20 protein-coding genes are annotated in these 25390 nt (G+C 43.7%); 10 read left to right on the top strand and 10 right to left on the bottom strand.

Annotated elements, in window-relative coordinates:
• Positions 1-44 precede the first annotated feature (44 nt).
• The 6 genes from ACJVC5_RS17105 to ACJVC5_RS17080 are packed head-to-tail and all read left to right on the top strand — an operon-like array spanning position 45 to position 6110.
• Complete coding sequence (locus ACJVC5_RS17105) at positions 45-1175, top strand: hypothetical protein (RefSeq protein WP_408096757.1); 1131 nt, start codon at positions 45-47, stop codon at positions 1173-1175.
• On the top strand, positions 1066-3534 hold the full coding sequence (locus tag ACJVC5_RS17100; RefSeq protein WP_408096756.1) for an LPS-assembly protein LptD: 2469 nt from the start codon (positions 1066-1068) through the stop codon (positions 3532-3534). The genes ACJVC5_RS17105 and ACJVC5_RS17100 overlap by 110 nt, the downstream gene beginning before the upstream one ends.
• Positions 3531-4094, top strand: a complete 564-nt coding sequence (locus ACJVC5_RS17095) for an aminodeoxychorismate/anthranilate synthase component II (RefSeq protein ID WP_408096755.1) — start codon at positions 3531-3533, stop codon at positions 4092-4094. The genes ACJVC5_RS17100 and ACJVC5_RS17095 overlap by 4 nt, the downstream gene beginning before the upstream one ends.
• A gap of 7 nt (positions 4095-4101) precedes the next feature.
• A complete protein-coding gene (locus ACJVC5_RS17090) occupies positions 4102-4725 on the top strand; it encodes a hypothetical protein (protein ID WP_408096754.1) in 624 nt (207 codons plus the stop codon).
• Positions 4703-5479 (top strand): 5'/3'-nucleotidase SurE, encoded by a 777-nt coding sequence (gene surE / locus ACJVC5_RS17085; RefSeq protein WP_408096753.1) that lies wholly within the window; start codon positions 4703-4705, stop codon positions 5477-5479. Before ACJVC5_RS17090 ends, surE begins: the two co-directional genes overlap by 23 nt.
• Before the next feature lie 37 nt (positions 5480-5516).
• Positions 5517-6110, top strand: coding sequence for a M23 family metallopeptidase (locus ACJVC5_RS17080; RefSeq protein ID WP_408096752.1), 594 nt, complete (start codon positions 5517-5519; stop codon positions 6108-6110).
• On the opposite strand, the gene ACJVC5_RS17075 is transcribed toward ACJVC5_RS17080, so the two are convergent.
• Together ACJVC5_RS17075 and ACJVC5_RS17070 are read right to left on the bottom strand one after the other, a co-directional pair.
• A complete protein-coding gene (locus ACJVC5_RS17075; RefSeq protein ID WP_408096751.1) occupies positions 6107-6700 on the bottom strand; it encodes an exonuclease domain-containing protein in 594 nt (197 codons plus the stop codon). The genes ACJVC5_RS17080 and ACJVC5_RS17075 overlap by 4 nt on opposite strands.
• 63 nt (positions 6701-6763) lie before the next feature.
• Positions 6764-7651 carry an endonuclease/exonuclease/phosphatase family protein gene (locus tag ACJVC5_RS17070; RefSeq protein ID WP_408096750.1) on the bottom strand — a complete coding sequence of 296 codons (888 nt, stop codon included), beginning with the start codon at positions 7649-7651 and terminating at the stop codon, positions 6764-6766.
• Between the two features lie 239 nt (positions 7652-7890).
• On the opposite strand from ACJVC5_RS17070, the gene ACJVC5_RS17065 reads away from it, so the two are divergent.
• Positions 7891-8610 (top strand): hypothetical protein, encoded by a 720-nt coding sequence (locus tag ACJVC5_RS17065; protein ID WP_408096749.1) that lies wholly within the window; start codon positions 7891-7893, stop codon positions 8608-8610.
• On the opposite strand, the gene ACJVC5_RS17060 is transcribed toward ACJVC5_RS17065, so the two are convergent.
• The 3 genes from ACJVC5_RS17060 to ACJVC5_RS17050 are packed head-to-tail and all read right to left on the bottom strand — an operon-like array spanning position 8607 to position 10430.
• Positions 8607-8855, bottom strand: a complete 249-nt coding sequence (locus ACJVC5_RS17060; protein ID WP_408096748.1) for a hypothetical protein — start codon at positions 8853-8855, stop codon at positions 8607-8609. The genes ACJVC5_RS17065 and ACJVC5_RS17060 overlap by 4 nt on opposite strands.
• Positions 8846-10105 carry a hypothetical protein gene (locus ACJVC5_RS17055; RefSeq protein WP_408096747.1) on the bottom strand — a complete coding sequence of 420 codons (1260 nt, stop codon included), beginning with the start codon at positions 10103-10105 and terminating at the stop codon, positions 8846-8848. The genes ACJVC5_RS17060 and ACJVC5_RS17055 overlap by 10 nt, the downstream gene beginning before the upstream one ends.
• Positions 10098-10430, bottom strand: coding sequence for a hypothetical protein (locus ACJVC5_RS17050; RefSeq protein ID WP_408096746.1), 333 nt, complete (start codon positions 10428-10430; stop codon positions 10098-10100). Before ACJVC5_RS17050 ends, ACJVC5_RS17055 begins: the two co-directional genes overlap by 8 nt.
• 588 nt (positions 10431-11018) lie before the next feature.
• Here ACJVC5_RS17050 and ACJVC5_RS17045 point away from each other — a divergent pair.
• A complete protein-coding gene (locus ACJVC5_RS17045) occupies positions 11019-12974 on the top strand; it encodes a tail fiber domain-containing protein (RefSeq protein WP_408096745.1) in 1956 nt (651 codons plus the stop codon).
• Here the strand turns inward: ACJVC5_RS17045 and ACJVC5_RS17040 are convergent.
• The 3 genes from ACJVC5_RS17040 to ACJVC5_RS17030 form a co-directional block, all read right to left on the bottom strand.
• Entirely contained in the window at positions 12971-13717 is a 747-nt protein-coding gene (locus tag ACJVC5_RS17040) for a TIGR02147 family protein (protein ID WP_408096744.1), read from the bottom strand. The genes ACJVC5_RS17045 and ACJVC5_RS17040 overlap by 4 nt on opposite strands.
• Positions 13718-13720: 3 nt before the next feature.
• Positions 13721-14404 carry a hypothetical protein gene (locus ACJVC5_RS17035; protein ID WP_408096743.1) on the bottom strand — a complete coding sequence of 228 codons (684 nt, stop codon included), beginning with the start codon at positions 14402-14404 and terminating at the stop codon, positions 13721-13723.
• A 157-nt stretch (positions 14405-14561) separates the two neighbouring features.
• Positions 14562-15902 (bottom strand): hypothetical protein, encoded by a 1341-nt coding sequence (locus tag ACJVC5_RS17030; protein WP_408096742.1) that lies wholly within the window; start codon positions 15900-15902, stop codon positions 14562-14564.
• Between the two features lie 127 nt (positions 15903-16029).
• Between ACJVC5_RS17030 and ACJVC5_RS17025 the strand changes: the two genes are divergently transcribed.
• Entirely contained in the window at positions 16030-22164 is a 6135-nt protein-coding gene (locus ACJVC5_RS17025) for a tail fiber domain-containing protein (RefSeq protein ID WP_408096741.1), read from the top strand.
• On the opposite strand, the gene ACJVC5_RS17020 is transcribed toward ACJVC5_RS17025, so the two are convergent.
• Together ACJVC5_RS17020 and ACJVC5_RS17015 are read right to left on the bottom strand one after the other, a co-directional pair.
• Positions 22161-22928, bottom strand: coding sequence for a TIGR02147 family protein (locus ACJVC5_RS17020; RefSeq protein ID WP_408096740.1), 768 nt, complete (start codon positions 22926-22928; stop codon positions 22161-22163). The two genes, ACJVC5_RS17025 and ACJVC5_RS17020, sit on opposite strands and share 4 nt — an antisense overlap.
• Positions 22915-23580, bottom strand: coding sequence for a hypothetical protein (locus tag ACJVC5_RS17015; RefSeq protein ID WP_408096739.1), 666 nt, complete (start codon positions 23578-23580; stop codon positions 22915-22917). Before ACJVC5_RS17015 ends, ACJVC5_RS17020 begins: the two co-directional genes overlap by 14 nt.
• Before the next feature lie 245 nt (positions 23581-23825).
• Here ACJVC5_RS17015 and ACJVC5_RS17010 point away from each other — a divergent pair, with 245 nt between their 5' ends.
• A complete protein-coding gene (locus tag ACJVC5_RS17010) occupies positions 23826-25331 on the top strand; it encodes a hypothetical protein (RefSeq protein WP_408096738.1) in 1506 nt (501 codons plus the stop codon).
• The last annotated feature ends 59 nt before the right edge of the window (positions 25332-25390 follow it).

Below are 25390 nucleotides of genomic sequence, written 5' to 3'. Positions count from 1 at the left end.
AAGATATCGTTCATTGGCTCCTGTCTACTTACGGACAGGAGCAAATGCGACCCGGTCTCGAGAGAATTAAAAGAGCACTTGCTCCGCTTCTTCCGAAATTTAAAAATACGAAAATTGTGATCATCGCAGGAACCAATGGTAAAGGGGAGACCACTCTTCGTTTATCTGATCTTCTGAGAGATCACTCGCATTTTACCTGGACCTCTCCTCACATTGAACGCATCACTGAACGTTTTCGAAGTGAGAAAGGAGAGATTTCCCTCGAAGAATTGCAAAACATTATTGATCGCTGTCATGAGACCGTGTTGAAAGAAAAGTACGAACTTTCTTTCTATGAGTTCTTATTTTTTGTTTTTTGCACCTGGGCCTCAGAAAATCCTCCTGAATATCTTCTTTTAGAAGTGGGTCTTGGTGGAAAGCTCGATGCAGTGAATGTTTTTGATGCAGATCTGGTTCTTCTGCCTTCTATATCCCGTGATCATCAGGAAATTTTGGGCCGCCGTTACGATCAGATCCTAGAGGAGAAACTTGGTACTCTTCGCGCCAAGAGCACACTCATGAGCTTTGTGCATCTCAAATATCTCCGGGATCGCTCTCGCAAGATCGTCTCTCGCATAGGGGCGGCCATGGTGGACATGGAAACTCTCGTGAACGTTCCAAGCTATGAGTTTTCTCTTCGAAATTATCTCTTGGCCACTGCAGCATTTTGTTATCTCACCAACCGTGTCTTTAGAGTGGAAGATTGGCATCAAATGCCCGCACCTCTCGAGCACCGAGGAGAAATTTTTAGAGACGCGAATGAGTGGATGTTTTTTGGCTCTCATAATGTCGATGGAATGAGAAAACTTATTCAATTTTTACAGTCGGGGAATTATAATTTTTCTAAGCCCCCATTTGACTCTGTGATCGTCGCTTTCTCGGATAGAAACACCGCCGATCTAAAAGCGATGCTGAAAATGCTTAAGGCCTCGGGACTCGGAAAAATTGTTCTGACAATTTTCCCACATCCTAAAGCGGCCAAAAAAGAAGTCATCGAGGGTCTGGGTACGCTGGAAGGATTAGAATTTGTTGAAGATATTAAATCATACGTTCAAGGATGGAACCAAAAGAGGGTGCTGGTCACTGGCTCTTATTATTTTATGGGCCATCTGCAGTCTTTCCTTCGCGGCCGATAATCCGCAATTTCAGTTAGGGGACAAGCTCTCCATTTTCTCAGATAAAGCTTATCGTAAAAACCAAGGCCGCTACTTTGAGGCAGTTGGTAACGTTGTGATCATCAGCCAGAAAGATACGGTGTATGGTGAACTCGCGTCTTTGAATCAAGAAGACATGATGGTGAAGATCGAAGGAAACGTGCGAGTCATTACTCAGATGATGACGTTGTACGGTTCTCGTGTGGACTACAACATCACCACTGGTGCGGCCCATATTAAGAACGCCCGTATTCTCACTTCAGATTTTAATCTCGTGGCCAATGAACTTATTCGTGTGTCGGAAGATGAATACGTGGCAAAAGAGGCCGAGTTCACCACCTGTAAAGACTGCGCAGAATCTTGGTCGATCTATGGAAAAAATATTCGCCTTAAAGTGGGCAAGTACGTTCAGATTAATCACGGTCTCTATAAGATCAAGGGTGTGAACGTTCTTTATATTCCTTATATCGTTCTTCCCATTCTTACGAAGAGAAAAACCGGTCTTCTTGTTCCGCGTGTTTCAAGTCGTACCGGTGAAGGTCTTTCATTCGAGCAACCTGTTTTCTGGGCCATTGATGATCACAAAGACGCCACGATCAGTCCGACCTTCTGGGCAAAACGTGGTTACGGGGGAGATCTTCAGTATCGCCAACGCTTCAGTGAAATGAGCTGGGCGGAATTCAATACTCGACTGGTGAACGATACGATTTATCAGCCAGGCGAAAGTAACAAGGGAGAGTCGGGTGAGACCTTCTTCCGTTACTTTGGTGAATTTGAATCTCACCAGTTTTGGAGTCCTGATTTAAATTCTCACGTTCGATATACAGGACTGCGCGATCTAGATATGGTTCGTGACAACCCACAGTTTACGGATTTAAGAACCATCAGTTCTGATTTTGGGTTGAATGGTTTTCTTAATTGGCGCCAGGAAATGTTCTCTCTTGGTGCAGAGGCCGATTATTTAAGAAACGAACTTTTTGATGATCCGGTGGTTTTTGATCGCTCTTACGTTCAGACCATGCCGAGATTGTCGTTTAACACGACTCCGTATTCAGTTCTTCAATCAAGAACTCCACTGTTCCAGCATATCGCAGTGGGGGCGGATGGATCGTTCTCGCGCTTTCGTCAGGTCCATGAAAATGAAGCGGATTTCCTGCGAAACGCGGATCGCCTGTCGGTTCAACCCTATGTCATGTGGCACTTGCTGAACTGGGGACCGGTAAGTCTTAAAACTCGTTATACTTTTGATCAGCAGGCCTACCGATTTGATGATCCTACTCAGGACCATGCCGGTAAGAACGCGGGTCTCATGAAGACCGAAATCGGTTTTTCGATGGATCGAATTTTTGGTCTCGCTTACGAAGAAAAAGTTCCTCTGAAATATGTTTCAGAAGAGCAGCTCAAAAAACTTCGCGAACGTCGCGAACAAGGTCTTTCACCGATTCAAAAAACTGAAAAGAAAAATCGCCTCGTCGGTGATTTACCAGAGTTTGAACCGGCCTATACCAAAGACTATTTGGTTCAAAGCCGTAGCAGTTACCGTCACTCTCAGGAATTTAAGTTCGTTCACCATTTCATTACCTCGCAGAATGAATATGGTAACAAAAAATTCATCAGTGATATTAAGACAAATCAGTCGGCCTTCTTTGATTACGAAGATTCTCTTCGCTCTCAAGAATATCTCTTCGGTGCCAGTGCCACGAGAACGTTAGTTCCACCAGAAAATACATTAGAGTTCCAATGGAACAATAGTCTTACTCGTAAATCTCCGAAGAACTTTAACTATCTGGACGATGATAAGTATCTTCGTGATAATTTTAGCTACACCAAGATTGGCCATTTCAATGTTTCTCAAGGTTATCTCTTAAATGAGCAAGACGCTGAAGACTTCCGTCAGAAGCTGACTCGACTTGCGATTCTTACTGGTTACACCGGCGCTCGCTGGAACGTGAACTTGTCAGAGTATTATTTCCATTATGAGAACCAAAATATCTTCAACTTGAACCTCACGCGAAGATTTGAGTACCTGAATATTTTCGCGAACTATAACTATAACTCGTTTGCTTCTACCAATCTAAATACGTTGAACTTTGGTGGACAGATTCGTCCTACCGATACTTTGGGTCTGGCGATGGTAAAAGACATCGACTTAGAGGCGAAAAAAGACATCCGTACTGTTTATTCATTGGATATCATGCCTCATAACAACTGCTGGATTCTGAACTTAAACTACCGCGAAAGTCTTGTGGATAATCGTTATTCATTCAACATCATCTTTAACTTCGGCGATGATAACTTCGACCGCTACCGAAATGATTATTTCGGAGTGAAGCGCCTGTGAAGAAAGCGACCTTCATTGATTTTGAAGACAGTTTCTCATTCAATGTCGTGCAAGAGCTGACCGGGATCGGTTTTGATGTGAAGGTCATTAATTGGAAAGACTTCGAAACTCTTCCCGAAAGTGGACTCTTGGTTTTGGGACCCGGGCCCGGTCATCCTGATGATTATCAACAGCTCTTTCCTTTAATTCAAAATTGGTTGAATAAAAAATCTCCTTTTTTTGGTGTGTGCTTAGGGCATCAGATTTTCTGGCGTCTGCAAGGTGAGGATGTGGTCCGCTCTAAAGAACCACTCCATGGACAGAAAGTCAGGCTGGATCTCACTTCAGAGTGGCGGGAGTGGTTGGGCATTCAGAAAGAGGTCTTCGTCCAACGCTATAATTCTCTAGCAGTTATGGGCCAGGCGAGTCTCAGAAATCCTTATTTGACGAATTTTATTCAAAACGATGAGATTCTTATCACCCGAGGGCCTCACATATTAACCTATCAGTTTCATCCGGAATCCATAGGAACAAGTTTCCGAACTGAGTTTATGAGACCCGTTTACCGGGATCTTGTATAATTCTTAGATGACCCGCCTTCTTGTTCACGGCATTTATGATCAAAAGACCCTGGAGACTGTGAAGTCTAAGGTGCCTTGTGATTTTGCCTTCGATCTTCGAGGAAGAAGTCCCAATCTTGTGCCTTTCCATCAATTGCAGGTTTTGCTGAAAAGCATTCAATCCGAAGAAGTCTATTTGACCTTTGAAAATGATCGACCTGAGACGATTCTTTCATTTATCAGTTTGCTAAAAAACGAACCGTTTAAATTTACCCTGGTTTTTCGGGACCGACAGTCTGTCGACTTTTACCAAAGACTAGGTCTTCCCTATATCTGGATGTTTCATCCGGAAGGGGACTGGACAGGAATTTTGAATACTGAGTTTTGTCGAGGTGTGCTTCTACCAGTGAAGTGGCAACATCACTATCAGAACAATTCTACGTTGTGGAACCTGACTCAGTATCGAAACTTAAACGTCTTTGTTCATGCCGATAGTTTCGAAGAGGCAAGTCGCCTGGATCTGGGTCCCCATGTGAATCTTAGTCTGGATCTCACCAATGAGATCGAGACCGGATATCGCAAAGTGGATCAAGAGAAATTAAAAAAGATGAACATTTGGAGTAAGCTTCATGAACATTCTTCTCGCCAATGATGATGGCGTTCACGCTCCCGGTATTAACAGTTTATATGATGAACTCTCTGGCCACTATCAAACGACCATGATTGCTCCTTTGGAGGAGCGTTCAACCACTGGCCATTCCCTTAGTCTTGATAAGCCCCTGCGTTTAGAAAAAATTCGTCCGAATATTTATGGTTGCTCCGGTTTTCCCGCGGACTGTGTGCTGATGGGACTCGGTCACGTGATGAAACACAATCGTCCGGAGGTGGTGATCTCAGGAATCAATCGTGGGGCCAACCTTGGACAGGACCTTTACTATTCAGGCACCATCGCCGCTGCTAGAGAGGCCGCGTTTCATGATGTTCCGGCCATTGCTGTAAGCTTAGTGTTCAATGCTGTGAATGAAGAACATCGTTATCACACTGCTGCGAAGATCATTCGCATGTGCCTTGAGGCCGGACTACATAAGCACTGTCCTCCAAAAACTCTTATCAATATTAACGTTCCAAATCTCGATTTAGCAGAAATCAAAGGTTGTAAGCTTTCAGAAATAGGTTTTAGGCGCTATTCTGAGGAAATTCATGCTAGAATGGACGCTAGGAATCGTGAATATTTTTGGATCGCCGGAGTTTATGAAGGATTCGCGGCAAATATCGAATCTGACTGCCAAGCAGTGATGGATGGATACGTCGCAATAACTCCGCACGTTTTGATTGACCGGATCCCTCGAGACTATAGTGGTCTGGGCCAGTGTATAGAGAAATTAAATGCTAAATTTTCTGCTTAATATATTAATTCTGGTAACGCTATTTTCATGCTCGAGCATGAAAAGTGGCCAGTATGTGTACGTTGAACAGCCTTCGCACGTGAAGAAAGTGGCGAAGACCTACGGTGTAAGCGTAGATGATCTTAAGGCCGCTAACCCGGATAAAAATTTTCAAAGAGAATGGATCTTTATCCCATCGAAGGTGGGAATAGCTTACTTCCTAAGAGACACCTACGTTATTGAAGATTACGGTAGCCTTGGTACAGGTCGTTTTCTGTGGCCAGTTCCGCATTTCTATAAAATTTCTTCTCAGTTCGGACCTCGTGGTCGCAAGCACCATGACGGCATCGACATCCCGGCACCAAGTGGCACTCCCATCGTGGCAGTCGACACCGGTGTGGTGATCTATTCGGATAATGGCATTCGCGGTTACGGTAACATGATTGTTGTGGCCCATGGAGATGATATCTTCACTGTGTATGCTCACAACCGTAAAAACAAAGTGGATAAAGGTGAAAGAGTAGAGCGTGGACAAGTGATTGCTGAAATCGGTAACACTGGACGCTCAACTGGACCGCATCTTCACTTTGAAATTCGTGTAAAAGATCGTGTGAGAAATCCGGCCCAGTATTTATCAAAGAAGGAAGACTAGTTTTTCTTCGCTGAGTATTTTTCCAAAAGCTTCAAATACATAATCGCAGTATTCTTCGCGTCCTCTAGAGCAGTATGTGCCACTTCGCCCATGCCTAAGTGATTCATGAGATTTGATCCAGAATCCATTCCCTGAGGAAGCATTCCCAGATCAATCAAGCTGTAGCCCACACCCGAAAGATCCAAGTTTCTGTGGTGGAAGTATTTACGCATAAAATCCCAGCCAAGATCACGAGTTAAAAACGGCAGATCAATTGCTGTCATGGATTTACCAAACAGGACGATCTTCTGGTTATTGAAGTACTCGCGCACTTCTTTGCTCTCGAGGTAGTTTTTTAAAAACTCTTTGAACTCAGAAAGCATCATGCCTTCGGCGTGTGCTTTACGGATGATCTTTTCATTATGTTCACGGACCCATGGATCCAGAGTCGGTTTTAGATCTTCAAAAGATGGGCAGTGAATGTACATGGTGCGAGCAAGAGAATCTTCTAGACGCATGAACTGGGTATCAAAAGGAATCATCGCAAATTCGATGATCTGGCAGTTCTCGGCGAGACCTGTGGCCTCAATATCAATGCTTAGGTATTTCATTTTGTTCTCCTGCATCTATTCTAGAGAGGAGAAGGTCCCCTGGGAAGGGGACCTTGGAAGAAATTATTGAATCGTAGCAGTAATCGGACAGTGGTCAGATACGCCTTCGTAGCTCACGCCTAGGTCCTGAACTCGTGCCTGACGGCACTGAACTTTAGCACAGTGACCGTAAACGAGTGGTTTCGGTTGGCCCTTAATTAGTCCTGGAGTCGCAATAACGTGGTCAAGTGTTGTTGGGTTTTCAACGCCATCATCAGTGCCGCCCCACCAGTAAGCAGTACAACCTACACGGTCAGTAAGGTTCACCATTCCAAGATCTTTTACAACTCTTGAAAGTTGAGTGAAGTCTGCGCCTTTGTTACCGTATTCAGTCGTATTAAGGTCACCAGCGAAGTAGAAATCTTGAACACCAGTTTTAGATTTAAGTTCTTGAATCGTCTTCTTGATGATGTCGTATTGTTTTTGACGTTTCATCATCGAGCTACCTTGGTTACCAGACTTAAGGTGAAGTGTGATACCGAAGAAACGTTGTTTAGTGGCCTTAACTTGGAAAAGGGCGATCGCCATTGGACGTGAACCAGAGTCACAAGTTCCAGGGCCGCCTGGATTTGAAACCGAAAGATCTTCGTTGAAAGCAAGCATTTCAACAGTACTTTTATTATAAAGGAAGCCAAGACGTTGGCCGTGGTCACCACCACAACGAGTAACTTCAGTGTCGAAGCCTGGAAGAGACTTCGCAACGAACTCGTCCCATTTAGCTGTGTCGTGGATCTCTTCAACGCTTAGTACGTCTACATTTAGGTTCTTGATGATACCAGCAAGTTCCGGCTTGTTAGTCGTGATACGGTAACGCTCATCATAGTCGAAGTTTCTGATGTTATAAGCGCCGATCGTAAGGGCCTGGGCCGAGAGAGTAGTGAGAGCGAGGGCCCAAGTTAGTAAAAATTTCATAGCAATCCTTCCATTAGAGTTGGTAATAAAATTCATAAGAATTTCTTATGTGTTGAACGAGAAGCATCCTACTTAGGTCAAGTAAAGGGTGGCAAGGAAAATATCTGAATTTTTTACTTAAAAACCTTTAATTTGCGCGAGGCAGCATGTAATAAATATGCTGTTTTATTTGAAAATTGACTTTACTAGTCGAATCGTGGTTCTCTAGGTTTCATAAAAGGTCCGTAAGGGGGAATTTTATGGGTTTGAAGTTGGCGCTAGCATTTGCTGCTCTAACACTCTCAGGAGTGGCGATGGCCGAACAAAAGGTCGATGCTAAGTACTTCACCATCTCTCAAGTGAGAGTGGAAGAAGTGAAGACTTCTGCCATGGGGTTCGAATACACCGAAGATGATGATAAAAATTTTGGCTGGGGTAACATTGCAGGCATTCCAGATCCCATTGGTGATGCTGGCCGAGTGATTGCCATTGCTCGTGACCTGGTTGCTCTCGGAGAAGAAGTTTATCGTCTGGTTGATCACGGCCGTCCTCACAACGTCACTGAATATGCTCCTATCAGTGTTGTTCCTCGAATTAATGGTAAACCAGCAGATGTGTTTGAGACAGAAGGCTGGAGAGCTCCTACTAAGAAAACCTACAAAGTTTCGTACGACAATCTTTACGGTGTGACCGTTGTGGATTTCAAATACAGTGTTGTCTATTCTTACGGTGGCCACTTCAATGGTGCCGGTGCTTATTTAACTGCGGTTCAGATTATTCCTGAATATGTGAAGACTCTTTTTGGTTTTGATTTCACTGCGACGATGAAGCTTGGTGGGATTCAGAACCAGGGAACTCGTAATAATCCAATCGCGGGTGCGACGATTATTATGGAATACACTATTAGTAATATCCTTCAGGCCGTTAACCGCGCCGACGCGTATTTCATTACTGGCCAGGGTGGATTCAAAAGACTCTAGAGATACCCGACTTCGACTCTGCCACTTGGCTCTTGGATGAGAAATTCTCCAACCGTCATTTGGCAGGTAAGCCATCCGTGCTGAATATTACAACGCTTACAGACTCCATCCCCATCACAAGAAGAAGCAATCGTAATTCCCCGGTCTCTCAACCAGAAGAGTAAATTCTGAGTGTGATCGACTTCAGAAACTTCGAGTTTTTGCTCCCGTCCACTGGCCTTGCCTACGATCGTGATTATTTGCATGTAAAGGCACCAGGATTCCGATCATCAATGATGAAACGGTTTCCTTCCTGAAACATGGTATAGGCCCAGATATTTCCCAGTTTGTCTGCATTGTAGATCGGAAGATTAAGCTTCAGAAGGTTTTCAACCTGATCATCAGAGGAGCGCTGAGATTCAATGATTAAACGCACAGGATCTGAAAGAAACAAATGGCGGGAGTGACGAATAAGCTTGGCGACCTCGGCGGTGGTTTTACTGCCGGGCAGTCCATAGCGGACAAGATGGAAGAGGTGTTGTCCCGGATCTCGGCTTTGGTTTGAAATGGCCCAGATTTTATTATCTGCATTTTCAATGATACAGACCGCGGAACTTCGGACCTTTGATTCTCCCTTAAAAAGTGGGAGATGATCGAGGGAAGAAATCTTTTCGAGCTTCTGAGATGATGAGGCCATGAAGGCCGCACTCGGAAGAGCAAGACCGTAAAGATTTGCCACGGGGATGATTTTATCAATCAGGAAAATGGAATTATCATAGAGATTGAAATCATAGTTACAGCTTCCCGAATTTCCTTTTTCTGTCACAAACTGAGTAAGGGAAGTATTGATGATGATCTTCTGGTCTTTTTGAAATTTACGATAAAGGGCCACCACTTTTCTGTAGCTTAAACTTGGGGCCGTTTCATTTTCTTTTAGAATCTCTACACCCCGGAAGTAAAAGGGAGCAAGCTCTGGATCGTTTTTAATGCCCTGGATGTTTTTAACCAGAAAGTTTTCAAAGTCCTTACTGATTTTAAGTTGGGCGAGGTTAGAGTTGTCCAGGAGTTGGGCGTAGTGCTCGAGTCCTTTCTTGTTGCCATATTTTTTTAAGATCCATTCGATACCGTAGAGGTAAGGAAACTGATTTTCAGAAAGCTCTGAGAAAAAGTCAAAGTAAGAGCTTCGTCCATCACGATGGAGGAGGACCTGGATTCGTGAAGTAGGGGAAGATTGATCCGGTCTCACTGAAAGCTGCAAGAGATTCCAGAGTGCGAAGTGATCCATGAAGTCCAGTTGGGACTTCCCCAAATTTTTTACCAGCTGATGATAGACGGTCTGGGAATTTTCACTGTTCCCCACCAGTTGGAAATCGACTTTCTTATCAAGGGCGCAGAAGCCTGGGACCTGGGGCATTTTTTTTTCAATCTCATCAACATCGGCCACCAGGGGAGTATCGATTTGATTCACAAAGAAAGCACAGGAACTTACGAAAAATAAGAGGAGAAGTTTATACATCTTCTTCCTCATCTAAAATAATGTCAGGAGACGAGTGAGTGTGGGAGAGTTTGAACTCTTCTTGAAGATCCTGATTTACATCGCGGTCAAAAATCTTTTTTGAATTTGTCTTTAATATGGCAACAACGAACAAACCGCCTGATTCACCACCGGCACTTTGGGTCTGAAGAGACTCAATTTCAAAACCTGTTTGTAAAATCCCCTGCATGATCTTATCAAACTCGCGTTCACGGTAACCAGACTTTCGATGAGGAGGGGCCGGAATGTAGTAGGTAAAGGTTTTTCTAAAAAGCTTCTTTCCTGAGCTGGTTGATCGAGTACTCATCTTAATTACTCCGGTAATCCGTGGTTTCCATGATTTAAATCAATTTACCTCTCTATTGTAAGCGAGAGTGAAACAAATTGTTGAGTAGTTCTTTAACAGTTTAAATAAGATCACTTGGAAAAAGTTTCCTCCTGATATTTTTCTTTGTCCTGAAAAAATGTTGGGTATAATGATTATAAGATGTGACAGGATGTCACTCTCAAAGGCAAGATGCCGAAAAGAAGGGAGCCAAGCAGGGGCTCCCTTTTTTATTTGTACGCATCTTATTCGTTATCTTATTTCACTCTCAGAATTTAAACTTCTTCACACAAAAACTTGTTCGCTTTGATTCACATTTGTTGGTGAGTAGTAAGATGTGGTCGTTGGCCCATTTAAGAAACGGAAGTTTTTGCCTCAGATATATATCAGTCAGAGAACATTTTTTGCCTTCAACACGCTTTTGTCATCATCAGCTTCTTCAATCACTTTTTGAACCCGCCAGTTATTTCGAAGGGTTTCATTTAACCAATCTTAATTTTAGCTCAAGATGACTCTTTTCCAGCATCTTCTAGGTCTTCAACCGACGGAAGGGGTTAAAATTATTAAACTATGAAAAAATTGTTAATTCTCTCACCAATTTTTTTACTGAGCCTCACCGCTTGTCAGGATGTTTCCAATCTCACTGGACGCATACATGTATCAGTTAAAGATTCGAAACCTGTCATCACAAAGGTCACAGTCAGTAATAATCAGTTGATCGTTAAAGGTCGTAATTTACAAAATATTGATGTCGCTAAAATTGAAGGAAGTACAAATCATCAGTTTGATATTGAATCTAAATCTTCAGGCCAACTTGTTTTAAATGCCCGCAGTGCTTTGAGTATACTGGTTGGACAGTCGCTCAATCTCATTATTTCCAATGCCTCAGCGGCCGCCACTTTCCCCATAAGTTTTGACTTACAAAATGGCCAAGTTCAATCTGTTCATTTGCATGATATGGGCGCAAGTACGGGACAAGTTCTCCTTTTTAATGGAACCAACTGGGTCCCTTCTACTGTCAGTACATCTCAGGTCACAGAAGACACGAATTTATATTTCACTTACGACCGTGTGAGAGGAACGCCACTTCTAGGGTACACGGCCGTGGCGGCCGCCCCAATCAATGCATTGGATACGATTCCGCAGGCGCTGGCGAAGTTAGAGTCCTATGTCACTTCATTAAACAGTTCACAGGGCAACTATGTTCTGTTGAATGGAACAAGTGCCATGGGTGGTAACTTAAATTTAAATTCTCACAAAATTACTAACGTGGTTGATCCTACTGATCCAACTGACGCTGCCACTAAGGCCTATGTGGACTCAATTGCGGGAGCATGGTCGGTATCCGGGGACAGCATTCATCGTCTACCGGGATATGTAGGCATCGGAACGAATTCTCCGTCTGCAAAACTGGATGTTGCTCATCATGAGAACAGTACTTCAGGAGAATATAATGCCACTCAGACCATGATGACCGCTGAACCAACTGGGGCATCAACCGCAAAATATGTAGCGAATCTTAGTAGGACAACTTTTATAGGCCCCTATGCTGCAGACATTATCATGGGCTCGCAGGCCCAGGCCTTTCATGAGGGGACACAGAGTTTGAGCTATGCCGGTGGCTCCCAAAACGAGGCCTATCTGAATGCGGCCGGTTCCTCCGGAGGGCTGTTCGGAACTATCTCAAAGGCCGGTGTTCGTGGATCAGGCAGTACTGGGAATGCAACTTCCTATTATGGACAAATTGAAATTTCAGGAGGAGGTAACATCACCAATGGAATTGGCCTTTATCTGGCGTTGCCGAATCTATCCAGTACAGGCGTTATAGAAAACTACAACAGCATTTATATCGAAAATCACGATGGAGTTGCCACCACGGACAACAACGCTTTTCTCTATGATGGAGTTTCTCCTGTTGCCATCACTGCGTCTGGAGATATGGGAATTGGTAACAAAACACCCAGTGAGAAGCTGGATGTCACAGGTAATATTAGAACATCTGGTTGTTTGTATTATGCCAGTTCCTCTCTTGGTACATGCGCCTCTGATGAAAGAGTGAAGAAAGAAGTTCATGACTTCAGTTTGGGTCTTAAAGAACTTTTAGGAATTAATCCTGTTACTTTCAAGTACAACGGCCTTGGTGAAACATTGGATGATGATGAAGTGAAACTTGGGGTCATCGCTCAGGAAATTGAAAAGGCCGCCCCTCAATTAGTAAAAACAAAGAGTGTTCGATTACAGAAGAGCGATAAAACGAAAACCGAAATTAAAGCGGTTGATTATGGTGCTTTTACTTATGTCATCATCAATGCCATTAAAGAACTCTATACTTCATTTAACGAGCGTTTAAATAAGCTAGAACAGCACCAACAACGGGCCCCTGCCTCGGTCTCAGTAGAGCAATTCAAAACGATGGAGCAGGAAAATAAAACTCTCAAGGAGAAAAATGAAGAGTTAGAGGCGCGGCTTGTACGAATTGAAAAGGCCCTGCTTATGAAAGAAAGCAAGGCCCAGAAAAATCATTAAGCTTTTGTTCTCGTGACCGGAACGATCTGCACACAGATATTATAAACTTCAGTTTTATCGCCCTCTTCTAAAAGAGTCGCAATTTTACGTCGGAAATCACGGGCAAGTTCTTTTGCCTTTGGAAGATTCGCCACGTTCACAGGAAGCGTGATCGAAGTAATGTCACGTAGCTCTGTGGGATCCATTTCAAGTGAGTCCAGGGACTGCATAATGACCTGGCGGTGACCTTCACGGATCACTTCGGAAGGAATCTCATGGGTCGTGGTAATGTTTTTATGAGTCGGGGTGAATCTGTCTTCCCGTTTCTCGATAAGTTCAAAGGATAAAAGTTTTGAAAGTGAGTCTTCTACAATCTCAACTGAAAGATTAAGTCTTTTTGCAATCCAGGCCGCTTCACTTTGAAAATCCTGGGTCTCCATTAGATTTAGAATGGCATAATGATGCCAATCCGCCAGGATGGAAAGATGAGCGTCCTGTAACTGATGGGCGCCACCAAGGAGCTTGAGGGATTGATGTGAGTGCTCAATGAGCTGGCGAATCTTTGGGCGTTCATCTTCAGTTAGCTCAAGTGAACCAATGATTCTTTCTGCCACGGCCGCACCAGGAACGTACTTACGATTAATGATATCACTAAGACGACCGGATGAAATACTAAGATCACGGGCGAAAGCTCTCATTGAGTAGCTTTGGTTTTTCTTTCTTCTCTCGTTCAGAATATTTTGAAGCAGGTTAGAAAGTTCCATAGATTAGTTCCCGTAGTAAACTCGGTTTAAAAACAATCTGTATTCTTCTTCCGTAAAAGTTTTAACTTCATCAGCAAGAATCAAAGAATTGAAATAACGGACCATCTCTGAAGAAAGTGATTCATGCTGAATATAACCATAGTAGCCGTAAAGGATCTCGTGAACGATACCGACAGCTTTTTGCTTGGTATCCAGCTGGTTCCAGTATTCATTTGAGATGATATAGCGCTTGTCATGTTTAAAGAGCGGAACTCTTTGAACAATGGTCTGACGAAGAGAGCAGTTTTTAGGAATAAAGCCAATTCCAGCATCATTGACGGGAAGGATTTCGATGTTGTTTAAAAAATTTGCTTCTTTTGTGAATGTTTCGATACGTTCTAGCGCGAACTTTTTAACACCAACGTATTTATTAAACCGATTCTTTGGATCTGCGGGAAGACGCTGAAGTAACTCTTTTGCAATGTTGAGAGATACTCCAAGACAGCTTGCTTCGTCAGAACACTCCTCATTAACTTCAGGGAAGATGGGAGTAAGGCCATAACGTTGTTCAGTTTCATAAGCGTCGTAGAACATATTTTGTGAAGGATCTTCACAAATGATTGAGAAACCTGAATTTCCTCTTTCAGACCATGACCAAGCATTTAGGGCGAATGAAAATAGAGAAATGAATAATGTTATTCTTAACATAATAAGGGCCTCTTATTTATAAAAGTGCCTATGGAGTACGTAATAAGTTGCGGATTTTCAAGGAGGTACAGAGCGGTACACTTTCTAGATACATGAAATTACATTCATGCGTTTACCATATCAAACAGAATTCGCTCCCAATTGGATCGGAGCGTTTCTACTTATCAAAGAAGATACTCAAAAGACCAGATCGGAGCTCCTCAAAAGAATGTGGATTTATGTCACTGGCCGGGCCCCGATAAAGAGCTAAGTTATCTTCTCCAGGTCCAATTGGACTGAATCCGCCGGTAAATTCATTGGCATCAGAAACTTCCACAGGAAGACTTTCAAAAAAATCGAAATCTCTCAAAATCATTTTTGAATGAATGCAGGCAAACTCGTCTTCAACATATTGCGAGCTTTTAATGTAGCTTACGAGATGGTTTTCACCATAAATGAGCTTCGTAAGATTGAGCATCACATTGAGTTGGTCCATGGGAGTGTAGGGAAAGACAGGTGTCTCAGGGAGAACAACTAAATTCCCAGAACCGGCCCAACCAGAGGGAACATATTCGACCGCTTCCTGGCAATTGAGATTCATCGTTTGAGGATTCGATTGTCTGAAATTAATCAGTCCCACAGAGTGATCATTTGAGCCGAAGTCATTACTCATGATGGCCATCTGAGTTTCAAGTTGAGTGGTTTGAATTTCTAGTTTCTTTTGAAGAATATCCAGATGAGGAAGATCAGCATTAAACGAATAGATGGCCTCACTTACATCAGAACCGCCAGTGTAGCTTAGACAAAATGTTTTTGATGGTTGACCGATGCTAATCGGGCCCGAGTAAGTGGATCCTGTTTCCGGATCACAACAAGTCCCTTCACTCAAACAATATTTAATAGTGGATGTGTGAGTACATGTTAGTTCAACCGAGATTGGACCGTTAAAGGAGCCGCCTCCTAAGTTTGATGAGCAGATGGAAGAAGGGTGTTCATGAGAAACCTGGCCAGGAGGAGAATTATCTGATGACGGGCCATTTGAATTGGTCGTGTTCGTATTTTTCTCTGAAGTCCCAGGAAGGGGTGGTGGATTAACATTTCCGAATGTCATGTTTGTTTTAGTTGGGCCCCCCGTTAAAGGAGGTCTTTGAATCTTTTTTTGGGCCATCAATGGAGAAGGTGCATTTTGAGTTGTTCTTTGAGCACCGAGAATAAGAGGAAGTTCGGGAGATGTTGGTACTATTTCCTCTTCTTCGTTTAGAAATGATTTATCTGTCAGGAATTTTTCTCTATCGGCGACGTTAAAGAGGGGACCTTCTTGGGTCTTCGAGGTTTTTTCTTTTTCGATGACTGCTTTAAGGATCGAAGATGGTCCTCTGGATTTAAGTCTTTTCTTGATGACAATCACGTCGTCCTCAAAGGTCATGCTTTTAACTTTGTTCCTGGTTGTTTTCAAAGAAACACTTACAGCAAGAATAAGAATGAGAAGTCCCGCGAGGATGACACGTTTTTTATTCATGTGAGTCTCTTCGGCTGAGTCTTTTCCGCTTACCTAAATTTCAGCTTAAGGTGTCTCATATCTGTTCCCCTGAAGAAACGAAACGTTTGTTAGGTTTTACCATTTATGAAGAAATAAAAGGTGAACTGTGAAAAATTTAATTTTAATCCTCACTATTGTTAGTGTTTGTCCAATCAATGCATGGGCCCTGGACTCATTAAGTTATTCGGGACGATTGGTGAATAGTAATGGATCTCCTGTAAGTGGGCCGGTGTCGTTACGATTTGATTTAAGTTCGACCAATGATTCATCAACTACACTGTGTTCAAAAACCATCTCAGGCGTTCCACTGTCAAACGGGGTCTTTCACGTCAAATTAAAATTCGATCCACCTGATTGTGGAGGAGAGACACTTCAAAACGTGATGGAGGCCGTTCCTTCTGGCCATAACATGACCTATCAGGTGACAGACACAACAAATAGTAGAACCTATGCAGTTCAAAATATGTATGCGGTTCCATCTTCTTATATGGCCAATTACGCCAAGAACCTTCCACAGATGGGGGCCTTACAGGACCAAGTCTTAAAGTGGGACGATACGCTCAAAAGATGGACACCCGGCATTGGTGGGACTGGAAACGGATCAGTGACAACGATTCACACTGGTTCAGGATTGGTAGGTGGACCCATTACAAATTCAGGAACTATTTCAGTTGAACCAGGCGGAATCACCAATGCGCATTTAGCGGGAGGAATTGATCTTGCGAAACTTGCGGGGACCCGTGATGGGACAAATTATTTAAAAGGGGACAATACTTGGGGCACTTTTGCCTCTGATGTTTTGAATACGATACTAAATGGTTTCTCGGCCGCTTCTTCATCTGTCGTCCTTGCAACAGACAACATTCTTACGGCCATTGGAAAACTTCAAGGACAGGCGACTGATTTATCCAACAATAAATTAGATAAAACCGGCGGAACACTAACTGTTGGGACGATCAATGGAGTTCCTACTCCTGTATTTCCTGATCAAATTGTTAATAAGCAGTATGTTGATAATCAACTTGGTGGAGTCACTTCATCTCAATGGATAGATGCAGCTCCTCATATTTATTTCAATGCTGGTAATGTTGGAGTAGGAACGGGAACTCCGAGTGAAAAGTTAGATGTGGTCGGGAACATTGCAGTAACTGGAAGACTTCGTTTCAAAGATTCCGGATCAAACTATGTCGAACTTCGCGCGCCAGTGACAACTGCTGGCGTGACTTTTACTCTGCCTGCGAATGATGGAACAAACGGACAGTTTTTAAAGACCGATGGTTCCGGCAATCTCTCCTGGGACAATACTTCTGTGAGTTCAACCGACATTACTGATGGGTCGATCGTGGACGCTGATGTCTCTGCGACTGCAAACATTGCGCAATCGAAGATCGCTGGCCTCACGACAGCATTGGATGGAAAAGAACCTGATATTGCTCCAGGGACGAATGCTCAGTATTGGCGGGGAGACAAAACTTGGCAAACGTTAAATACTGATGTGGTTCCTGAAGGCGCCACTAATAAATATTATTCAAGCACTCTCGCCCGAGGGGCAATCTCCGCTTCATCTCCCATCAGTTATAATTCCGGCACTGGTGTGATTGGAATGGTGGGAGGAACAACGGGAGATCTTCTTCAATACAATGGATCTGCTTGGGTGCCGTGGGCGCCAAACTTTTTAACTTCTGAAGCGGACACACTTGCGACGGTGACTGGTAGAGGAGCGACGACGACGACAGCGGTGACTTTTGATGGAGGGGCCAGGTTTCCGAACTTCGGTATATGGAACGCTTCAGGTAGTGTGGGGATTGGAACACTTACTCCTCGATCAGCACTTGAGGTCATCGGTGGAATACAAATTGGTAATGATGGATTAGCATGTGGCGCCAGCAAGGTGGGCACACTCCGATACAATAGCGGTAATGTGCAATACTGTAATGGAACTAGCTGGCTTACCTTCGGAGTAAGTGGTTCAGGAATCACCGATATTAATGGATCATCTGTCGGCTCTCATTCCTTTGCGGTTCCTGGATCAACAGGGGCTTCTCCCAATTGGGTAACAACTCCAGCAACAGGAGTTCACACTTTAAATATTCCTATGGCCAGTGGAGCAGGTGTCACGGCCGGTCTCCTCAGTAAAACAGACTACGATGCCTTTTCTTCAAAGCTCGGAACTGCAACTTCTTTAACGGGGGATGTAAGTGGCACTTACAATGCGACCAGTGTGGATAAAATTAAAGGTACGACAGTTACGATCTCATCTCTTACAAGTGGGAACTTTTTAAAATACAACGGTACCGCTTGGGTAAATGCCATGCTGGGTGCCTCTGACATTCCTAATTTAGATGCGGCCAAAATTACAACTGGTGTCTTACCGGTTTCTAGAGGTGGAACCAACACCAGTTCGCTCTCTGGAAATAGAATCATGGTGTCGACTCCGGCGGCGATCGTTGAAGCACCGGCCTTGACCAATGGACAGTTGTTAATTGGATCAACTGGTAATACTCCAGTGGCGGCAACGATCACCGCTGGAACAGGAGTGACGGTGACGAATTCTCCTGGCGGGATAACCATCGCCGCTTCTGGTAGTGGAGGAACTGTCACGAATGTAACAGGGACAGCACCCATCAATGTGGCAACCGGATCAACAACCCCAGTTATTTCTATTTCACAGGCCTCTGCGACCACCAATGGATTTTTAAGTTCAACAGATTGGAACATTTTTAATAATAAACAAGACGCTCTTATCGCTGGGGCGACGATTAATAATGTGATTTATCCGGCAACTCCGGCCCAGAACCTGCAAGTGTCAAATACTCCGATAAACTTAACAGACGTTGTTAATAAGCAATATGTAGATGGCTTTGGACAGTGGGGAACAAGCGCAGGAAACGTTTATCGAACTTCAGGCAACGTGGGGATCGGAACGTCATCTCCGACTTCTGCCCTGGAAGTGGTCGGGCAAGTAAAAATCACTGGAGGTTCCCCTGGTGCTGGTAAAGTTCTGACTTCGGACGCTTCCGGATTAGCATCGTGGACAACGATCGCTCCCGGTGGCGTCACAAGTGTAACTGGGACCGCTCCAGTGACTGTTACTGGAACAACAACTCCAGTTGTTTCGATCTCTCAAGCAAATACTACGACAGATGGTTATCTAAGCTCAACGGATTGGAATACGTTTAATAATAAACAATCTCCACTTTCTGCTGGGGCAACGATAAATGGTGTGACTTATCCAGCGAACGGAACACTTCCATTACAGACGACAGTAGCTCCTTTGAATTTAACAGACGTGGTGAATCTTCAGGCGCTTAATACGGCAATTACTGGTGCTCAGGTTTGGACGACTTCAGGAAGTAATATCTATAATAATAATTCAGGGGATGTAGGAATAGGAACCACTACACCAACAGCTAAGCTTCATGTTGAAAAAAACGGAAGTACCTTTAAAGCAGATTTATTCGCCCAAGATTCAGCTGTCGTAGTAAGTGCTACTGGAAGTGGTGGTGGGTCAGATCCTTATGCTGGGGTAATGGCCCGAACTTATCGTAATGGAGAAACTGGAAGTGAGTCTTATTTCCAAGTTTGGGGTACAGGGGGAACACCAGGAGCACATTCTCCTTTTGCAGCTAATAGCAGTATTGGATCGTTCTCATTTGGAGCAAATTATACAACGGGTGCCTCAACTGCAACTCAAGCTGTTGCAAGAATTGTTGGTTTAACTGGAGCAAATTTTACGAGTGGAGACCGCGAAGGAATCATGGCCTTCTATACCTCTGATGGAGGGGTGGGTGACACTGAAAGAATGCGGATTGATAACCTTGGAAATGTTGGAATCGGAACAACTTCTCCAGGAGCGAAACTCGAAGTCGCGGGTCAGGTGAAAATCACAGGTGGCTCACCGGGAGCAGGGAAGGTTTTAACTTCCGATGCAGCTGGTTTAGCGACTTGGACTACTCCTAGTGCAGGAGCTACGAACTTAAACGCTTTAACTGATGCTGATACGCCTGGAACTGCCAACGTATTTGTTGGAACCAATGCAGGAAATCCTTCAGTGACAGGTTCTGGTAATACGGCCCTAGGGTACGGAGCATTGGATATCATTACTTCAGGAAATGGCAACGTCGCTTTTGGTAACGGGGCCGGTGATCAAATTACAACTGGTGGCCAGAACGTTGCTATCGGATACAATGCCAACGATAATGCTGATCTTTCCCAAAGTGTTGCGATTGGTGCCTATGCACTTGCTCCAACTGCATCTGTGGCGATCGGACATTCTGCCCGCTCTACAGGTTCTAATACAGTTCTTGTGGGTAAAAATTCATCATTAGAAGGATCACAGTCTGTTGGCATTGGTTATGGGGTTTCGGATAATGGTGCGACTGAAGCTGGGATGAACGTGCTCATTGGTTATAATGTGGGTTATGGCTCCACTCTTGGAAGCACTAACGTAATCATTGGTAACGATGCTGGTAACTCTTTTGCGTACGGAAGCAATAATATTTTAATTGGTAATAATGCAGAAGCTCCTTCGGCCTCTACATCAAATCATCTAAATATCGGTGATGCTCTTTTTGGTAACCTCTCTACGGGTAACATTGGCATTGGTACAAATGCTCCTGGAGCCAAACTCGAAGTCGCGGGCCAAGTGAAAATCACAGGTGGCTCTCCTGGTGCCGGTAAAGTTTTAACTTCAGATGCAACGGGACTTGCGACGTGGACAACGCCGGCCAGTGGTTCAGGTGACTTTATGAAAGATGGTTCAGTTGCGATGACAGGACAATTTAAAGCTATTGATGGAAATTCAACGACTCCATCTATCACTTTCGCGGCCGATACCGGAACTGGGTTTTTTAGAGTAGGAAATTACGCCATTGGTTTAAGAACAACTTCTCATGGAAACCTTTGGTCAATGGGAAATTCAATTATTTCGACTCAGACTGGGGGGGCAGGGATTACTCGAACAGCTGGCACAGAGACTTCGCCAGCTTTTTTATTTCAAGGAGATGCGGATACAGGGATGTTTTCCCCTACGCAAGAAGTTTTAGCTTTCACCACAAATGGTTTAGAAAAAGTTCGTATTACATCTACAGGAAATGTCGGGATAGGCACAAATAACCCTGGAGCAAAATTAGAAGTCGCAGGCCAAGTGAAAATCACTGGTGGTATTCCTGGTGTTGGTAAAGTTTTAACTTCTGATGCTGATGGATTGGCCACTTGGGAGACTCCATCCGGTGGTATATCAGGTTCAGGTACAGCAACATATATTCCCAAATTCACTGCCGCTGGAACGATTGGCAACTCTACCATTCTTGAGGATGGAAGTAGTAGAGTGGGGATTGGTGGTTCTCCATCTAACTACCGCCTTGAAGTCATAAATAACGTGAATAACCTTCATGGGATATGGGTGAAAAATAGCAATAATGGAACCTCCAGCGGTTCTCAGATCGCTCTTTCAATTGGATCATTGAACAATGTTGGTGGTAACCTTGCCATTAATGGAAGTGCGGCCAATGCCGATTTAGCAAACCGTCTTGCTCTATTTACTCAACCAACAACAGTGACAGGAATTTCAATCGCAGCTCGAAATGCTGGACAAGATGTTCGATTTTACACTGGTGGAACATTTGAAAAAATGCGGTTGGATTCAAGTGGAAATCTCTTGATTGGTACAACGACTGCAAACTCTGTGTTAACAGTGGCAGGTGTTGTGACTCCTTCCGTGGACAACACTCATACATTGGGGAATGCGACTTATCGCTGGTCCGCCGTTCATGCGGCCAATGGAACAATTCAAACTTCAGATAAAAGGCTAAAAAAAGACATTTCAGGACTTTCACTGGGTGAAGGATTCATCAACTCTTTAAATCCTGTTCAATATCGCTGGAAAGATGAAGGTGATAATAAAATTCACTTTGGATTCATTGCCCAGGATATAGATAAAAAATTAAGAGACCAAAGGATCGGAAGTAACGGAATCGTAAATTACGATAAAGATGCTGATCGCTTTGGTGTCAATTATTCCGAACTCATTGCGCCCATAGTGAAATCGCTCCAAGAATTATTTCAAAGAGTATTGCTGGTAGAAAGAAGATCGCAAAAAGTCGTAGATGAGCACGTGGAATTGAAAAAAGAAATCGAAAGATTAAAGGCCGAGAACAACAAGCTCACCGAAGAAAATGAAGAGAACAGGGAAAGACTAGAACGTATTGAGAAGCTGATCTTACAGAAGCAAAATAACTAAACGTTCTTCATGATATTCTTTGTCACCGGCACGATCTGAATATTGATATTGTAGACCTCTGTTCGCTCTCCTTCCTCGAGAAGGAGGGCCGCCTTTCTTCTGAATTCGCGGGCCAGCTCTTTTACTTTAGGAAGATTGGCCATATTGACCGAGACGCTTACTGAAGTAATGTCTCTGATGTCATTTGGATCATTAAGTGAGTCCAAAGACTTGGTAATAATCTGACGATGACTTTCGCGAACGACTTCCGAAGGAATTCCATGGGTCGTCGTAAGATTTTTATATGTAGGGTAGCGCTTTCCTTTCTTCATCTCAATCAGGTTTAGGTCTTCCAGGATGTCTAAGGACTCAATCACTGTTTCAACGGTTAAGTTTAAACGGCCGGCGATCCAGTTCGGATCATCAACATACGTGGATGTCTCCATGAGATTGAGGATGGCAAAGTGGTGCCAGTCTCTGATTAAAGCGTACTCTTCCTCGTGAAGTAAGTGCGCTTCTCCAAGAAGCTTAAACTTTTTGTGACATTCCTCTAGTATCTGATTGAACTCTTCACATTCTTTTTCGTTCAGGTTGAGGGAAGCTATGATTCGGTTTGAAATCGAAGTGCCTGGTAGGTACTTATTGTTCAGGATATTACTCAGTCGCCCGGATGAAATACCCAAATCTCTTGCGAAGGCACGCAGGGAGTAGTTTGCGTTTTTCTTCTTTCTTGCTTCAAGTATATTTGAAAGCAAGATGGCCAGAGAGTTATCATTTTCCATCATTTGAATACACCTGATTCATAACTTTCTGGAAGCTCGCTGGAGACATCTCTTCAACCTTTCCGGAAATAATTAAAGCATTCAAGTAGCGGACTTTTTCTGAATTGATAGGTTTGATTTTTAAGATACTATAGTATCCGTACAGAATTTCGTGAACAATTCCCACCCCTCTCTGCTCAGTGGTAAGAAGTTTCCAGTAATCATTGGAGATAATATATCTGCGATCTTCTTCGAAGATGGGTTCTTTCTGAACAATGGTCTGGCGAAGCGTACAATTCTTGGGAATCATACCGGTACCGATGTCATCTACAGGAATAATGACAATGTTATCTTTAATCGCAACTTCGGCCATGAAATTACTGATTCGGTAGAAGGCGTAATCTCGAATGTCAGTTTTTTCAGGAAGTCTTTTTAGAAATTTTCTCGCCACGACCAAAGCGGATGCCAAGCACTGCGATGTTGTATAACATTCTGAGGTCACTTCCGGATAATCCGGAATCATGCCGTAACGATGTTCGGCCTCCCAGGCGTCAAAAAACTTATTGTCTTGAGGATCATCGCAAATGAGGGTGAACCCAGAGTTTCCTCTTTCGTTGTAGGACCAGGCGTTTACAGCAAGGGCAAGCAAGATGAAACACGAGATAAGTTTTCTCATAAGACCTCAGGAATTTGTTGAACTTAAAACCTACGTTAGGGAAATCTTAAAAACAAGTTGAGCCGTTTAGTATTGCTCAGTAACCCATTAGAACTTCTGAGGGCATGTTTACTGCCCAAAACAAATTGTGTTCCCCCTGAAAATCGAAACAGTTTCGTTTTGCTGTGCGTCCAACTCTTCAATTCACTTCCAAACCCGCTGCAATCTTCTTAGAATTAACTCCAGAATTTACTCCAAGGTTCAACATGTCACCCGCAGAAAAATCTCGCGCTTTTTTAGAAATTGCCCCGCAATTTCAACTCGGTCACTTAGTAACTGAAAGTTTTCATCCCAAAACGGCCAATCTCTCACAAGTTGTTAAGAAGGACGTGAGTGCGGCCTTAAAACTTTTGGAAGAAGTGGATCATGATGCTCTAAAAATCATGGGAACAAAGACTGATGCTCTTTGGGAACTTGCTTTAGACATTCAAGATACGCTTGAAAAAGGGAACAAGATTTTTATGTGTGGTTGCGGGGCCACCGGAAGATTGTCTCTGGTTCTTGAAACACTATTTCGTCAGCGGTTCGACGGGGCCAATCAGGTCTTCTCATTCATGGCCGGTGGAGATTTTGCTCTGATCAAATCGGTTGAAAGTTTTGAAGACCGAACTGATTATGGAGAAAGACAATTATTGGAACTGGGCTTTGGGCCAAATGATCTTCTCCTAGCAAGTACCGAAGGTGGGGAGACTCCCTTTGTGATTGGTGCCGCTCAAAAGGCCGCTTCATATTCAAAGAGAAAACCTTATTTCTTATACTGTAATCCCGATGACGTTTTGATGCCGATTCATCGTTCACGAGAAGTCATCGAGAACAAAAACGTTAAAAAGATTAACCTAACAGTTGGGCCGATGGCGATTTCGGGCTCAACTCGCATGCAAGCCTCAACCGTCCTTATGCTGGCCATAGGTGTGGGTCTTCTTTACAAGCACAAAGATAAAACTGATTTTGAGATCTTTTACAAAGACTTTCTTCACCGCTTGAGCTTGACTCGTTATGAGGCCATGGCCCCGCTTACAACTCTGGAAGCGAAGCTTTATCAGAACAAAAAATATCTTAACTATGTGACTGATCCCTTCCTTGCGATCAGCATTTTGACCGATACAACGGAACGTTCCCCGACTTTTTCTTTACGTGCTTTTGAAAACCGCTTGGATCACGATGCTCCCCATGGACTCTGTTACCTGTTTATTCCTGAGGCCGAAACATCGGCCCATGCCTGGAGCGAACTTCTTTGGCGTGCCCCAAGGCCTTTAGAGTGGAGTGAACTAGGTGGGCGCATTGGTGGCGATCGTGTGTTTGGTTTTGATATCTCTAAAATTGGACTCAAGACCCGTTCGAAAAATGTTCCTACTGAAGAGTTCAGTGTCACCTATGATGATGGCCGTGTGCTCATGAAGTGCCAGGGCGAGGAAGCATTGTTTGAGTGGGGTGAAGATCCGCTGTTTAATCACTTGATGGTGAAGATGCTCTTGAACGCTCATTCAACTCTCATCATGGGACTCATGGGCCGTTATGAAGGAAATGTCATGACGTGGGTGCGACCAAGTAACAATAAGCTTATTGATCGCGCCAGTCGCTATATTCTTCAGCTTCTTAAGCAACAAGGAAAAACTGCGACCTATGAACAAGTGGTTTTAAAAGTGTTTGAGACGATTGATGAGTTAAATGAGAATGAGCCGGTGGTTCTGAAAGTTCTGGAGAAGTTCTAATCGAAGAGCGAAAACCAAGTACGACAGTCTAATGCTCCAGGTATGCTTGAATCAATTTC

The organism is Peredibacter sp. HCB2-198, from assembly GCF_045999315.1.
GTDB lineage: Bacteria > Bdellovibrionota > Bacteriovoracia > Bacteriovoracales > Bacteriovoracaceae > Peredibacter.
The sequence above is the reverse complement of the archived record's forward strand: the minus strand, read 5'-3'. Positions and strand labels throughout refer to the sequence as shown.

Excerpts from the sequence above, each read along its gene's own strand:
- ACJVC5_RS17105 (WP_408096757.1), top strand. The coding sequence starts at position 45 with ATGCGACCCGGTCTCGAGAGAATTAAAAGAGCACTTGCTCCGCTTCTT.
- ACJVC5_RS17090 (WP_408096754.1), top strand. The coding sequence starts at position 4,102 with ATGACCCGCCTTCTTGTTCACGGCATTTATGATCAAAAGACCCTGGAG.
- surE (WP_408096753.1), top strand. The coding sequence starts at position 4,703 with ATGAACATTCTTCTCGCCAATGATGATGGCGTTCACGCTCCCGGTATT.
- ACJVC5_RS17080 (WP_408096752.1), top strand. The coding sequence starts at position 5,517 with ATGAAAAGTGGCCAGTATGTGTACGTTGAACAGCCTTCGCACGTGAAG.
- ACJVC5_RS17075 (WP_408096751.1), bottom strand. The coding sequence starts at position 6,700 with ATGAAATACCTAAGCATTGATATTGAGGCCACAGGTCTCGCCGAGAAC.
- ACJVC5_RS17070 (WP_408096750.1), bottom strand. The coding sequence starts at position 7,651 with ATGAAATTTTTACTAACTTGGGCCCTCGCTCTCACTACTCTCTCGGCC.
- ACJVC5_RS17065 (WP_408096749.1), top strand. The coding sequence starts at position 7,891 with ATGGGTTTGAAGTTGGCGCTAGCATTTGCTGCTCTAACACTCTCAGGA.
- ACJVC5_RS17060 (WP_408096748.1), bottom strand. The coding sequence starts at position 8,855 with ATGCAAATAATCACGATCGTAGGCAAGGCCAGTGGACGGGAGCAAAAA.
- ACJVC5_RS17055 (WP_408096747.1), bottom strand. The coding sequence starts at position 10,105 with ATGTATAAACTTCTCCTCTTATTTTTCGTAAGTTCCTGTGCTTTCTTT.
- ACJVC5_RS17050 (WP_408096746.1), bottom strand. The coding sequence starts at position 10,430 with ATGAGTACTCGATCAACCAGCTCAGGAAAGAAGCTTTTTAGAAAAACC.
- ACJVC5_RS17045 (WP_408096745.1), top strand. The coding sequence starts at position 11,019 with ATGAAAAAATTGTTAATTCTCTCACCAATTTTTTTACTGAGCCTCACC.
- ACJVC5_RS17040 (WP_408096744.1), bottom strand. The coding sequence starts at position 13,717 with ATGGAACTTTCTAACCTGCTTCAAAATATTCTGAACGAGAGAAGAAAG.
- ACJVC5_RS17035 (WP_408096743.1), bottom strand. The coding sequence starts at position 14,404 with ATGTTAAGAATAACATTATTCATTTCTCTATTTTCATTCGCCCTAAAT.
- ACJVC5_RS17030 (WP_408096742.1), bottom strand. The coding sequence starts at position 15,902 with ATGAATAAAAAACGTGTCATCCTCGCGGGACTTCTCATTCTTATTCTT.
- ACJVC5_RS17020 (WP_408096740.1), bottom strand. The coding sequence starts at position 22,928 with ATGATGGAAAATGATAACTCTCTGGCCATCTTGCTTTCAAATATACTT.
- ACJVC5_RS17015 (WP_408096739.1), bottom strand. The coding sequence starts at position 23,580 with ATGAGAAAACTTATCTCGTGTTTCATCTTGCTTGCCCTTGCTGTAAAC.
- ACJVC5_RS17010 (WP_408096738.1), top strand. The coding sequence starts at position 23,826 with ATGTCACCCGCAGAAAAATCTCGCGCTTTTTTAGAAATTGCCCCGCAA.